At 70.5% G+C, this 12,719-nt stretch carries 14 protein-coding genes; 13 read left to right on the top strand and 1 reads right to left on the bottom strand.

The window, feature by feature from the left end; all coding sequences use genetic code 11:
- The first annotated feature begins 29 nt into the window (after positions 1-29).
- The 6 genes from WC326_07425 (at position 30) to WC326_07400 (ending at position 6,278) form a co-directional block, all read left to right on the top strand.
- On the top strand, positions 30-815 hold the full coding sequence (locus WC326_07425; protein MFA7330887.1) for a fumarylacetoacetate hydrolase family protein: 786 nt from the start codon (positions 30-32) through the stop codon (positions 813-815).
- The gene (locus WC326_07420) at positions 805-1,575 is read left to right on the top strand and encodes a phosphoglycerol geranylgeranyltransferase (GenBank protein ID MFA7330886.1); all 771 of its coding nucleotides are present in this window, start codon (positions 805-807) and stop codon (positions 1,573-1,575) included. The genes WC326_07425 and WC326_07420 overlap by 11 nt, the downstream gene beginning before the upstream one ends.
- Positions 1,572-2,147 carry an SIS domain-containing protein gene (locus tag WC326_07415; protein ID MFA7330885.1) on the top strand — a complete coding sequence of 192 codons (576 nt, stop codon included), beginning with the start codon at positions 1,572-1,574 and terminating at the stop codon, positions 2,145-2,147. The genes WC326_07420 and WC326_07415 overlap by 4 nt, the downstream gene beginning before the upstream one ends.
- A complete protein-coding gene (locus WC326_07410; protein ID MFA7330884.1) occupies positions 2,147-4,174 on the top strand; it encodes a BatA domain-containing protein in 2,028 nt (675 codons plus the stop codon). The genes WC326_07415 and WC326_07410 overlap by 1 nt, the downstream gene beginning before the upstream one ends.
- A 3-nt stretch (positions 4,175-4,177) precedes the next feature.
- The gene (gene hflX, locus WC326_07405) at positions 4,178-5,500 is read left to right on the top strand and encodes a GTPase HflX (GenBank protein MFA7330883.1); all 1,323 of its coding nucleotides are present in this window, start codon (positions 4,178-4,180) and stop codon (positions 5,498-5,500) included.
- Between the two features lie 127 nt (positions 5,501-5,627).
- A complete protein-coding gene (locus WC326_07400; GenBank protein ID MFA7330882.1) occupies positions 5,628-6,278 on the top strand; it encodes a hypothetical protein in 651 nt (216 codons plus the stop codon).
- 55 nt (positions 6,279-6,333) lie between these two features.
- On the opposite strand, the gene WC326_07395 is transcribed toward WC326_07400, so the two are convergent.
- Entirely contained in the window at positions 6,334-6,540 is a 207-nt protein-coding gene (locus WC326_07395) for a hypothetical protein (protein MFA7330881.1), read from the bottom strand.
- Between the two features lie 206 nt (positions 6,541-6,746).
- Here WC326_07395 and WC326_07390 point away from each other — a divergent pair, with 206 nt between their 5' ends.
- Genes WC326_07390 through WC326_07360 form a run of 7 tightly spaced genes read left to right on the top strand, consistent with a single transcriptional unit; the run spans position 6,747 to position 12,500 of the window.
- Positions 6,747-7,139, top strand: coding sequence for a Rid family detoxifying hydrolase (locus WC326_07390; protein ID MFA7330880.1), 393 nt, complete (start codon positions 6,747-6,749; stop codon positions 7,137-7,139).
- Positions 7,140-7,162: 23 nt separating this feature from the next.
- Positions 7,163-7,657, top strand: a complete 495-nt coding sequence (locus WC326_07385) for a DUF5683 domain-containing protein (protein ID MFA7330879.1) — start codon at positions 7,163-7,165, stop codon at positions 7,655-7,657.
- A 26-nt stretch (positions 7,658-7,683) separates the two neighbouring features.
- On the top strand, positions 7,684-9,081 hold the full coding sequence (locus WC326_07380; GenBank protein ID MFA7330878.1) for a sodium-dependent transporter: 1,398 nt from the start codon (positions 7,684-7,686) through the stop codon (positions 9,079-9,081).
- Positions 9,078-10,535 (top strand): amidophosphoribosyltransferase, encoded by a 1,458-nt coding sequence (gene purF, locus WC326_07375; protein ID MFA7330877.1) that lies wholly within the window; start codon positions 9,078-9,080, stop codon positions 10,533-10,535. The genes WC326_07380 and purF overlap by 4 nt, the downstream gene beginning before the upstream one ends.
- Positions 10,532-10,807, top strand: a complete 276-nt coding sequence (locus WC326_07370) for a hypothetical protein (GenBank protein ID MFA7330876.1) — start codon at positions 10,532-10,534, stop codon at positions 10,805-10,807. The genes purF and WC326_07370 overlap by 4 nt, the downstream gene beginning before the upstream one ends.
- On the top strand, positions 10,804-11,292 hold the full coding sequence (locus tag WC326_07365; protein ID MFA7330875.1) for a response regulator: 489 nt from the start codon (positions 10,804-10,806) through the stop codon (positions 11,290-11,292). The genes WC326_07370 and WC326_07365 overlap by 4 nt, the downstream gene beginning before the upstream one ends.
- Positions 11,283-12,500 carry an ATP-binding protein gene (locus WC326_07360; protein MFA7330874.1) on the top strand — a complete coding sequence of 406 codons (1,218 nt, stop codon included), beginning with the start codon at positions 11,283-11,285 and terminating at the stop codon, positions 12,498-12,500. Before WC326_07365 ends, WC326_07360 begins: the two co-directional genes overlap by 10 nt.
- Positions 12,501-12,719 lie beyond the last annotated feature (219 nt).

The following is a 12,719-nucleotide window of genomic DNA, read 5'->3' as shown; positions in this document are numbered from 1 at the left end:
CGCTTGATCTGCGCGCCGGGAGAGGGAGCATGAAAATCTGCCGCTATCACACGCCCAAGGATCCCACCCCGCGCTGGGGCCAGGTGGAGGGCGAGCAGGTCCGCGAGTGGAGCCTGGTGGACGGCGAACCCAGCATGGGCAAGGGCGTCTCCCTGCACAAGGTGATCCTGCAGCCGCCCACGGACGGCGGCCGCATCTTCGGGATCGGCCGCAACTACGCCGAGCACATCCAGGAGCTGAATCCGGGCTGGAGCGCGCCGGAGCCCCTGGTCTTCATGAAGCCCGACAGCGCCCTGCTGGGGGCCGGCCAACCCCTCAAGCTGCCTGCGGAGATCGGCCGGGTGGACTTCGAAGGTGAGCTGGCCCTGGTCATCGGGCGCGGCGGGCGGCGCATTCCCGAGGAGACGGCGCTGGAGCACGTGCTGGGCGTCACCTGCGCCAACGACATCAGCGCGCGCGATCTGCAGCAGAAGGACGGGCAGTGGATCCGCGCCAAGGGCTTCGACGGTTTCTGCCCGCTGGGACCCTGGGTCCTGCGCGGGCTGGACCCCGGCGACCTGCTGCTCCGCACGTGGCGCAACGACGTGCTGATACAGGAGGCCCGCACCTCGCAGATGCTCCATTCGCCGGCCCGGCTGGTGGCCTTTCTTTCCAGCTTCTGCACGCTGCGGCCCGGGGACGTGATCCTCACCGGCACGCCCGCCGGCGTGGGTCCCATCGCCGTGGGCGACCGCCTGCGCGTGGAACTAGAGGGCGTGGGCGTGCTGGAGACGCCCGTGGTGGCCGACGAGGGGGAGTCCGACCATGAGGCTTGAGCTGGGGCCCGTGGAGAGCTGGCTGCGCGAAGGGATGGGCCGGCCGCGCCTGCTGGTGCTGGTGGATCCCGACCGGCTGGAGCCCGCGCGCCTGGAAGCCCTGGCGCGCCTGGCGCCGCGTGCGGGCGTGGCCGCCTTCCTGGCCGGCACCAGCCTGCTCTGCCGGGCCGGGATGGGCCGGCAACTGGCGCGCCTGAAAGAGCTCAGTGGGCTTAAGGTGATCCTCTTTCCCGGCGACGCCGGTCAGGTGGTGCCCGAGGCGGACGCCATCCTGTTCCTGAGCCTGATCTCCAGCCGCAATCCGCAGTACCTGATCGGCGAGCAGGTGCGCTCGGCGCCCCTGCTGGCGGCCTCCGGGTTGGAATGCCTGCCCACGGGCTACCTGCTGGTGGAGTCCGGCACGCACACCAGCGCCCAGTTCATGAGCGGCAGCCAGCCCCTGCCCCGGCTCAAGGCCGACATCGCCGTGGCCCACGCCCTGGCGGCCCGGGCACTGGGTCTGCGCCAGCTCTATCTGGAGGCGGGCAGCGGCGCCCGCTGGCCCGTGCCCGAGGAAATGATCCGCTCCGTGCGCGCGGCCTTCGACGGACCCTTGCTGGTGGGCGGCGGCCTGCGCGAGGCCGCGGATGTGGCCTGCGCGGCGCGGGCGGGGGCGGATCTGGTGGTGGTGGGCAGCCGGCTGGAGAGCTGCCCGCTGGAGGAATTGGAAACGACGCTCGGGCAGCTGACGGCCGCCCTGGCGGGAGAGGTCGCACCGTGAGGGAGCGGATCAACGCCGCGTTGGAGGAGGGGATCCGTCTCCGGCTCTGGCTGCGGGACGAAGGCGCGGACACGCTGCTGGCCATGGCCGAACGCGGGGCGGACTGTCTGCGCGCCGGGGGCAAGCTGCTCTTCGCCGGCAACGGCGGCAGCGCGGGGGACAGCCAGCACCTGGCCACGGAGTTCGTGGTGCGCCTGAGCGCGGCCCGGGAGCGGCCGGCGCTGGCGGGGCTGGCCCTCACCACCGACAGCTCGCTGCTGACGGCCTGCGCCAACGACTTCTCTTTCGAGATGATCTTCCAGCGCCAAGTGGAGGCCCTGGGCCGCCCGGGCGATCTGCTGCTGGCCCTGAGCACCAGCGGACGCTCGCCCAATCTGCTGGCCGCGGCGCGCCGGGCGCGCGAGCTGGGCCTGGGCGTGCTGGGCTTCCTGGGCGGTGACGGCGGGCCCCTGGCCGAACTCTGCGATCTGGCGCTGCTGGTGCCCGCCAAGGATTCGGGCCGCGTGCAGGAGCTGCACATCACGGCCGGCCACCTGCTGGTGGAACTGATCGAACAGCGGCTGTACGACTGATGGTCTTCCTCAACAGCGCGCTGCTGGCCTTCCTGGGCGCCCTGGGACTGCCGGTCCTGGTGCACCTGCTCACCCTGCGCCGCCGCCGCGCGCACGCGCTCTCCACCCTGCGCTTCCTGAAGGAGATCGAGAACACGCGCCTGAAGCGCGTGCGGCTCACCCGCTGGCTGCTGCTGCTCGTGCGCGTGCTCTTCCTGCTGGCCTTGATCCTGGCCTTCGCGCGGCCGGTGCTGGACGCGGGCGCGGCCTTCCTGCCCGGCGCGCGCGAGCCGCTCAGCCTGCTGCTCCTCCTGGACGACAGCGCCTCCAGCCGTCTGCCTTCCGCCGCCGGCCGCAGCGTTTGGGAGAGCGGGCGCGAGCTGGCCCTCGAGCGCCTGCAGGGATTGGAGCCCCGCGACCGTGTCTGGCTGCTGCCCCTCTCGGATCCTGGCCAGAGCGCCGGCCCGCTGACGCCCGCCGCGGCCCGCCAGCGGCTGGCCCGCTGGAATCCCGCCTGGTCCGCCGCCCGGCTGGACGCGGCGCTGGAGGCAGCGCTGGGCATTCTCGAGCGCGACGCCCCAAGCCGGCCCCAACTGCTGCTGCTCAGCGACCTGCGGCTGGAGCCGACGGAGCTGGGCGGTCGCCTGCCGCGCACCCTCACACCCCTGCTGGGTATCCTGCCCTCCCGGGCGGCGGGAGCCGCGCCGCTGAAGCTCGAGCTGCGCTCGGGCCTCTTGCGCCAGGACCGACCGGTGAGTCTGACCGTCGAGTTGGCTGGCGAGGGAGCGAGTGAGGGGTTGGGCCTGGAGCTGGCGGTGGAGGGCGAGACCCGGCTCAGCCGTCCCGTGCCCGCCCACGGCGAGGAGCGCTGGCGCGGCCGCGAGGAGCTGGAGTTCCGCCTGCCGGAGTCCGGCTGGCTGCGCGGCACGCTGCGCGTGACGGGCGACCCCGTGGACGTGGACGACGAGCTGCCCTTCATCCTGCACGTGCCCCAACGCCGCCGCGTGCTGCTGCTGGCCGGGGATCCCGCCCTGGAGCACGTGCTGGCCGCGGCCCTCCTGCCCGACGAACGCTACGGCCGCGGGCTCGAGCTGCTCCGCGGCGGATCCGAGCTGCTGCGGCGGGTGGATCCCGCGGCGGTGGACCAGCTGGTGCTGGCGCTGGGCCAGCCGTTGGACGCGCAGGAGCTGCGCCAGGTGCGCGAACTGGCGGCGCGCGGCGTGCGCCTGCTCTTGTTGCCCGCGCTGGCCGCGGATCCGCGTCTGGTGGATCGCCAGCTGCGTGAACTGGCCCTACCCGGCCTGGCCGGCCTGCGCGAGTCCGGCGCCCAGCCCTGGCGCCTGGAGCGGCTGGACCGCGGACACGAGATCCTGGCCTCCATCCTGGAGGAGGGCGAGGCGGGCGAGGCCGTGCCCGTGCGCCGGCTGCTGGAGTTGGAGACTGCCGATCCGCCCGGCCTGGCGCGCCGCACGCTGGCCGAGGCCGGCGGTCGTCCGGTGCTCCAGACCCTGGAGCGCGAGACGGGCCGCACGCTCTGGCTGGCCACGGCGCCCGGCGCGGAGTGGTCCGGACTGGCGGCCAGCGGGCTGCTGGCTCCCTTGCTGCAGCAGGGCCTGCGCTGGCTGGACGCTGACGAGCGCCTGCCCGCCGTGCTCGAGTGCGGCGTGCCCGGCCGCTGGCAGCCGCCCCGCAGCGCCCGGGGCCGCGACTGGACGCTGGTCCGCGACGGCGTGGTGCGGCGCGTGCGGCTGGATCCGCTCAAGGGCTGGCTGGAGCTGCCGGCGCTGGCGGAGCCCGGCCACTACGAGGTGCAGGTGGACGGTCGCCCGGCGGGGTGGGTGGCGGCGCGCCTGCCGGCGGGGGAGACCACCCACGAGGTGACGCCCGTGGCGCGCTGGACCCGGCCCGAGGCCGGCGGCTGGCGCGTGTTGCGGGAGAGCGAGGTGCGGGGCGGCGGGGACGCGGCGGCGGAGTTGTCGCCCTGGCTGCTGCTGGCCGCGCTCCTGCTGCTGGGAGTGGAAACCTGGCTTGCCAGGGGAAGGAACTGACCCATGCGCCAAAGTTTTGACGGCCCGCTCCGGCCCGGGGACACGCCGGGCGTGGAACGGCGCGAGCGCGCCATCGCCGTGGCCCTGATCCTCGACGCCTCGCTGCGCGAGGAGACCCTCGAGCACCTGGACGAGCTGATCCAGCTGGCGGACACGGCGGGCGCCGACGTGGTGGACCAGGTGTTGCAGCAGCGCGCGCGACCCGAGACCGCCACCTGGATCGGCAAGGGCAAGGCCGAACACCTGGCCGCCGTGGCCGACGAGCTCCAGGCGGACCTGATTCTCACCGACGACGACTTGACGCCCGCCCAGGCCCGCAACCTCGAGAAGCTGGTCAAGCGCCCTGTGGTGGATCGCAGCGGCTTGATCCTGGACATTTTTGCCCGGCGCGCCCGCACGCGCGAGTCCCGCACGCAAGTGGAACTGGCGCAGCTGAAGTACCTGCTGCCGCGTCTCACCCGCGCCTGGTCGCACCTGGAGCGCCAGCGCGGCGGCATCGGCGTGCGCGGGCCGGGCGAGACCCAGCTGGAGACCGACCGCCGTCTGGTGCGCACGCGCATCCGGCAGCTGGAGGAGGAGCTGGAGCGCATCGACCGGCAGCGCGAGACCCGCCGCAAGGGCCGCGAGGATCTGTTCCGCGTGGCGTTGGTGGGGTACACCAACGTGGGCAAGTCCACTTTGCTCAACCGGCTCACCGGCGCCGACGTGCTGGTAGAGAACCGGCTCTTTGCCACCCTGGACGCCACTGTGCGCCGGCTGGCGCTGGAGGACGGCACCGAGGTTCTGCTCACCGACACGGTGGGCTTCATCCGCAAGCTGCCCCACCACCTGGTGGCCTCCTTCCGTTCCACGCTGCGCGAGGCGGCGGACGCCGACCTGCTGCTCCATGTGATCGATCTGGCCCATCCGCAGATGGAGGCGCAGATCCGCGCCGTGCGCGACGTGTTGCAGGAGCTGGGCGCGGGGGAGACTCCCGTCCTGCACGTCTTCAACAAGGTGGACCTGGTGGAGGACCCGGCGCGCATGCAGCGCGCGCTGGCGCTCTACGCGCCCGCCGTGCTGGTGAGCGCCACCCAGGGGCTGCGTCTGGACCAGCTGCTCGCGGGCGTGGAAGCCTACCGGGCGGCCGGCGAGCGCCGGCTCTGGCTGCTGCTGCCCTGGGCGCGGCACGGGTTGAGCGCGCGCCTGCGCTCCACCATGCGCGTGCTGGAAGAATGTTCCGTGGAGGAGGGAACGCGCTTTTTAGTGGCTGTTCCCGAGGCGGATGCGGACGCGGTGTTGCGCCCGTTTCTTCACGAAGGCTGTTTGATTGAAGAAAAGGGGTGATACAACCGATACTCCTCTTGACAACGACTCGCAAGAGGAGTAGTTTCGGGTGAACATGTATCACCGCGATGCATGGACCCGACCAAGGGGATGCTTCCCTCGTATCACACCTTTACAGGAGGAATCCATGGCCAAGACGGTGACGGGATCCAAGACTGCGGCTCCGAAGAAAGCAGCTCCCAAGGCGACCAAGCCGGCAGCCAAGCCGGCCGCGAAGCCCGCTGCCAAGCCCGCCGCGAAGCCTGCGGCGAAGAAGGCTGCCGCTCCCAAGGCCAAGCCCGCCGCGAAGCCTGCGGCGAAGAAGGTTGCGGCCCCCAAGGCCAAGCCCGCCGTGAAGACCGCCGCGAAGAAGGTCGCGGCCCCCAAGGCCAAGCCCGCCGCGAAGCCCGCCGCGAAGAAGGTTGCGGCCCCCAAGGCCAAGCCCGCCGCGAAGCCCGCCGCGAAGAAGACGGCCGTCAAGGCCAAGCCCGCCGCGAAGCCGGCTGCCAAGCCTGCCGCGAAGCCGGCCGCCAAGAAGGTCGCCGCGAAGAAGCCCGCTGCCAAGAAGGCCGCGGCCCCCAAGGCCAAGCCCGCCGCCAAGAAGGCCGGCAAGACCAAGGCCGGCGACGAGAAGTCCGGCGGCTCCGACAAACCTGCCCCCGCCCGAGGGAGTGAAGCTCAACTCAGCTCGGTTCTCCACGTGCGGCTCTCCGAGCGCACCATGGCCCGCCTGAAGAAGAAGGCCGGCGCGAAGACGGTGAGCACGTGGGTGCGGGAACTGTTGGAAGAGAAAGCCTGACCCACACAAAGGGCCGCGTGAGCGGCCCTTTGCTTGTCCAGATGCGCCTGGCGGCTCAGTCGATCTTGTGCACGCGGCGCCGGTCGATCTTCTGCGTGTTGCAGATCTGCTTGATCAAATCGAGGTATTTGTCGGGCTCGGGGAAGGCGATCAATTGCATGATCTCCACCAGTTCGTTCTCGCGGGGGTTGGCCTTCTCCAACTCGGCGTCCGGTTCCTTCTCCTTTTCCTTCTCCTTCTCCCGGACTTTCTTCTCGGCCATGGCAGTCCTCACTCTCTGGTCAGTCTGTCCCCGCCGTGCGGCGGGGCGATTACCCCGGTTGCGCAGCCAATATAAGGAGAGGGGGCCCGTCCTGCCTCCCAGGGACGGATGGGTGCGCGATTGACCCGGAAAAAGCTGCCGCCTGAGCGCTTCGCGGCGCGGGGATTGGTACTTTGCAGCCGAGGCAAACCCAGATCGGAGTCCGCATGAAATCCACGGTCAACACTCCCGACGCGCCCGCCGCCATCGGACCCTACAGCCAGGGCACCATCTGCCGCAGCGGCTGCCGCCTGCTCTTCACGGCGGGCCAGATTCCCATCAATCCACTCACCGGCGAGGTGGCGGGCGACACGGTGGAGGTCCAGGCCCACCAGGCGCTGGAGAACGTGCGCGCCATCGTCGAAGCCGCCGGCGGCTCGCTCAGCAGCGTGCTGAAGGTGACCATTTTCATGAAGAACATGCAGGACTACGGCAAGATCAACAAGGTCTACGCCACCTACTTCGGCGACCAGCCGCCGGCGCGCAGCGCGGTGGAGGTCGTCCGCCTGCCCAAGGACGTGCTGGTGGAGATCGAAGCCGTGGCCGAGCTGGAGCGCTGACTCTCGTGCGTGGCTTGTCGTCTGTGCGCGCCAGCGTGCTGCTGGCGTACCTGCTCTGGGCTTGCCCGGGCTGGGCCGAGGGGCGCGCCGCGGTGCGGGACAGCGTCTCGTTGCAGCAGGGCAAGGCCGCCATGTGGCGGAGCGTGGCGCTGGACGGCTGGGGCCAGGCCTACAACAAGGAGCGGGTCAAGGCCCTGTTGTTCTCCGGCGCGGAGCTGGCCATGCTGGCGGGCGCCTACGGACAGCACCAGGAGTGGCGGGACTGGGACGAGCGCCGGCGCCGCGAGCTGGAGCCCGCCGCCCAGGAGTATTTCGCCACGCGGGCGGACTTCTATCTCAGGGATCGCAACAAAATCCTCTGGTGGTGGCTCTGGCTCAAGTTGGCGTCCGTGCTGGACGCCTACGTGAGCGGCTCGCTGAGCAACTTCGACGCAGGCTGGGGCGAACAGGCGATCGTGGAGCCCGTTTTCTTGCGGGAGGACACGCCGGGCGTGCGGGTGAGGCTGACGCTGCCCTGAGCGGGCGGCAGGACAGGGAGGGGGGCATGGCGGACCATCCGGAAGGCAGCCGTCCACTGTGGGGAAGCCGGCTGGGCTTCATCCTGGCCGCGGCGGGCAGCGCCATCGGACTGGGCAACATCTGGAAGTTCCCCTACATCACGGGGGAGAACGGCGGCGGCCTCTTCGTGCTGATCTACCTGGGCTGCGTGGTCCTGGTGGGCTTGCCCATCATGATGGCCGAGATCCTCCTGGGGCGCGCCAGCCGGCAGAGTCCGGTGGGAGCCTTCGCCGCCTTTTCCCGCAAAGGCAGCAGCTGGCCGCTGGTGGGCTGGCTGGGCGTGGCCGCGGGCTTCGTGATCCTCTCCTACTACAGCGTGGTGGCCGGCTGGGCCCTGCACTACGTGCTGCTCTCGCTGACCGACCACTTCCGCCACCTGCAGCCCGACCAGGTAAGCGGCATCTTCGACACCTTGTACGGCGCCGGCGACATCAACCTGTTCTGGCACCTGCTCTTCATGCTGTCCACGGTAAGCGTGGTGCTGGCCGGCGTGCAGGGCGGCATCGAGAAGACCTGCCGCGTGATGATGCCGGCCCTCTTCCTCATCATTCTGCTCCTGGTGGGCTACTCGCTCTTCCTGCCCAACGACGGCTTCCTCAAGGCGCTGGACTTCACCTTCACGCCGCACCTGGAGCGCCTCAGCCGGCGCAGCGTACTCGAAGCGCTGGGCCACAGCTTCTTCACCCTCTCGCTGGGGATGGGCGCCATGCTCACCTACGGCAGCTACCTGGACCGCCAGGCCAGCCTGCTGAAGACCTCGCTGCAGGTCGTGCTGCTGGACACGCTGATCTCGCTGTTGGCCTGCCTGATGGTCTACCCCGTGATGTTCTCTTTCGGGCTGGCGCCCCAGGCGGGCCCGGGCCTGGTCTTCAAGAGCCTGCCCATGCTCTTCGCCCAGCTGCCCGGCGGGCTGCTGATCTCGCTGGCCTTCTTCATGCTGGTGGTGTTCGCCGCGTTGACCAGCGCCATCAGCCTGCTGGAGGTGGTCACGGCCACGGTGATGGACCGCGCGGGCTGGAGCCGCCGGCGGGCGGCCCTGGTCACCGGGGCGGCGATCTTCGCCTTCGGCATCCCGGCGGCCTACGCCGGGGACGGGCGACTCTTCGGGGCCTGGGCTTCCATGTTCGGGATGAACTTTTTCGACACGATGGATTACCTGGCCAGCAATTGGATGCTGCCCCTGGGCGGGCTGTTCATCGCGATTTTCACCGGCTGGGTGATGCCCGAGGCCGCGCGCCGCGAGGCCTTCGGTGCCCCGGCGGGCCGGGCCTGGCTCTACACGGGCTTCGTGTTCGTCCTGCGCTGGCTGGCGCCCCTGCTGGTGCTGCTGGTGCTGCTTCACAAGATCGGCGTCCTGCAGGAATTGGGAGTGATGGGCTCATGAGCGGCGTGCGCGGCATCGGCGAGTATTGCGGCATCTTTGGACTCTACGGCCCGGAGCACGCCTCCAGCCTGGCCGTGCTGGGGCTGAACGCCCTGCAGCACCGCGGCCAGGAGTCCTGCGGCGTGGTCAGCTCCGACGGCCGGCGCCTGCACCGGCGCATCGGCATGGGCCTGGTGGGCGACGTCTTCAACCACACCGACCACCTGGCCCTGCTCCCTGGGACGGCGGCCATCGGCCACACGCGCTACTCCACCACGGGTTCCAGCGATTACCACAACATCCAGCCCATCCAGGTGATCACCAAGGACGGCGAGCTGGCCATGGCGCACAACGGCAACCTGACCAACGCCGCGGCCCTGCGCCGCGAGCTGGAGGCCGAGGGCGCCATCTTCCAGACCACCACCGACTCGGAAGTGATCCTCCACCTGATGGCCCGCAGCCGGGGCTCCAGCTGGGAGGAGCGGATCCGCGAGGCGCTGGTGCGCCTGCAGGGCGCCTTCTCGCTGATCTTCCTGAGCCCCGAGGGCATGGCCGTGGCCCGCGATCCGCTGGGCTTCCGGCCCCTGGCGCTGGGGCAGCTGGACGGCCACCCCGTCTTCGCCAGCGAGACCTGCGCCTTCGACATCATCGGCGCCAAGACGGTGCGCGACGTGGAGCCGGGCGAGCTGCTGGTGGTGAACGGCGACCTGCACTCCACGCGCTTCGCCCAGAGCCCGCGCCGGGCCCACTGCATCTTCGAGTTCGTCTACTTCAGCCGGCCGGATTCCAAAATCTTCGGCGAGAACGTGGACAAGACGCGCCGCAAGCTGGGCAAGGCCCTGGCCTTCGAGCACCCGGCGGAGGACGCGGACATCGTCATCCCCGTGCCGGACTCGTCCAACACCGCGGCGCTGGGTTTCAGCCGGCGCAGCGACGCCAAGTTCGAGCTGGGCCTGATCCGCAACCATTATGTGGGCCGCACCTTCATCCGCCCGGGCCAGCAGAGCCGGGCCGACGGCGTACGGCTCAAGTTCAACGCCGTCGAGGGCGTGCTGAAGGACCGGCGCGTGGTGCTGGTGGACGACAGCGTGGTGCGCGGCACGACCATGCGCAAGCTGATCCACCTGCTGCGCGAGGCCGGCGCCAAAAGCGTGCACGTCAGGATCGCCAGCCCGCCCGTGCGCTTCCCGTGCTACTACGGGATGGACTTTCCCGACGAGCACGAGCTGGCCGCCCACGGCCGGGACGTGGAGGAGCTGCGCATCGCGCTGGGCTCCGACAGCCTGGCTTTCTTAAGCCTGGACGGCATGCTGGCCGCCACCGGGATGGATCCGGCCTCCTTCTGCACGGCCTGCTTCTCCGGCGACTATCCCCAGGCCGTGGTGGACGCCGGACTGCCCGCGGGCCGGCAACCCGCCGCACCCGACCGGCTGTTTCCCCGGACATCAACCACCCAGACAGGAGAGCGCGAGTGAATTCCGAGAGCTTCCGGTTGGACGACCGACACCTGGACGAGGCCAAGCGCATCGCCGGCTCCCACTGCAAGCGCAGCGGCTGCAAGACCTGCTACGGCCGGGGCTGGCAGGGCGTGGCCCAGGACAACACCATCGTTCTCTGCCACAAGTGCGTGGATCCCGAGGCGGCCTTCCGCGACTGGAAGGACTACGTCGCCGAGATCCCCGAATTGCGCGAGCACTACCACGAACTCTTCGAGGACGCGAAAGAAACGGGCGGGGAGACCGCATGAGGATTCTCATCGTCGAGGATGACGGCGGCAGCCGGGGCATCCTGCTGGAGCACCTGAAGGCCCGGGGCTGGCAGGTGCTGAGCTGCGGCGATCCCGCCCGTGGCCTGCGCCTGCTGGAATCGGAGCAGCCGGATCTGGTGCTGACCGACATCCATCTGCCGGGGGCCACGGGCACGGACCACGTGCGGGCCTTCTGCCAGGAGCGCGCCGGCCACCGGCCCGTGGTGGTGGCCATGACTGGCTATCCCGCGCTGGAGAGCTGCCTGGACTGCCTCCAGGCCGGCGCCTCGGGCTACCTGGTCAAGCCCTTCCGCGTGGACGAGTTCGTCCAGCTGGCCGAGCGCGTGCTGGACGAGCGGCGCCTGCTGGGCCACGCGCGCAACCTGGAGCAGCGTATCACGGAACTCGAGGCCGAGCTGGCCCGCCTGCGGGCGCCGGGCGCGCCCCCGGCCGCGCGACCGGAACGGGAGACCCCGTGCCACTGAGCCCCGAAGGACCGGCCCTGCCGGGTTGCGAGACCGTTCCGGCGCCGCGCGGCGAGCCCGATCCCCGTCAGCTCGAGCGGCGGCTGGAGGAGCTGACCCGCGAGCTGGAGATCAAGGACCGCCTGCTGACGGGCAATCTCCTGCAGATGGAGCGCGTGGCGGGCAAGCTGCGCCAGATCCTGGCCTCCATGTCCAGCGCCGTGCTGATGGTGGAGCTGGACGGCTACCTGAGCGAGGCCAACCCCCGGGCGCGCACGCTGCTGAACATCGAGGGCGAGCTGCCCATTCTGGCCTCCGCCGTCCTGCCCGAACCCTTGCAGAACATCCTGGACGAGGTGGTGGGCGAGGGCCGGCACGTCAGCCAGGACGAGCTGCTGCTGGAGGGCCGGCACGGGGTGCAGACCCTGCGTGTGGACTGCCGCCTGGTGCGCGACGACATGGGCAACCCCATCGGCGTGCTGCAGATCCTCGACGACCAGACCCACCTGATCCACATGGAGCGCCGCCTGGAGCAGAGCCGCACCCTGGCCGCCCTGGGCGAGATGGCCGCCAGCGTGGCCCACGAGCTGCGCAATCCGCTCGGGGGCATCGGCGGCTTCGCGGCCCTCTTGAAGGACCTGCTCGAACCCGAGAGCGATCCGCACCGCTACACGCTGCGGATCATCGAAGGCGTCGAGGGGCTGAACAAGGTGGCCACCAACCTGCTGACCTACACGCGCCCCGTCGAGCCGCGCCTGCAGGTGCTGGATCTGCGCCAGCTCCTGCGCGAGGTGCTCAGTTTCATCCAGATCGAGGTGGAGCAGGCCCGCCTGCCGCTGGAGCTGGAGATCGACCTGGGGTTGACCGAACTGCCCGTGCGCATGGACCCCGAGCTGATGCGCCAGAGCTTCCTCAACCTGTTCAAGAACGCCGTGCAGGCCTTCGAGGGCGGCCCGGGCCGGCTGGGCTGCCGCGTGCGCGAGACCCGCGCGCCGGGCGGCGCCGGACGCATCGCCGTGGAGGTCTGGGACACGGGGCCGGGCATTCCCGAGAACCTGCACGAGAAACTCTACAACCCCTTCTTCACCACGCGCGCCAAGGGCACGGGCCTGGGCCTGGCCATCGTGCGCAAGAACGTGGAGCTGCACGGCGGCGTGATCAGCCTGCGCTCCAAACCGGGACAGGGCGCCTGCTTCACCGTCCAGCTGCCCCTGGCCAACGAGTTGTGAGCGTGGGATTGTTGATGGAGGGGTCGAGGCGCGATCCCTGAGGCTCCGGAGCCTGGGATCCCGTTCGGGGAGTCGGAGGAACCAATGAGGCGGACCACAGGCAAGCGCTGTGCGCGCGCCCGACACGGTCGGCCCCGATCCTACAAGCGGGGCTCGGACTCGATCAACGCCTTCGTGCTCTCTTCGCAGCTTCGTGACCTTCGTGGTTCGATCGGGTTG

Source organism: Candidatus Delongbacteria bacterium (genome assembly GCA_041675285.1).
GTDB lineage: Bacteria > CAIWAD01 > CAIWAD01 > CAIWAD01 > CAIWAD01 > CAIWAD01.
This window is presented reverse-complemented; position numbering and strand designations above follow the sequence as displayed.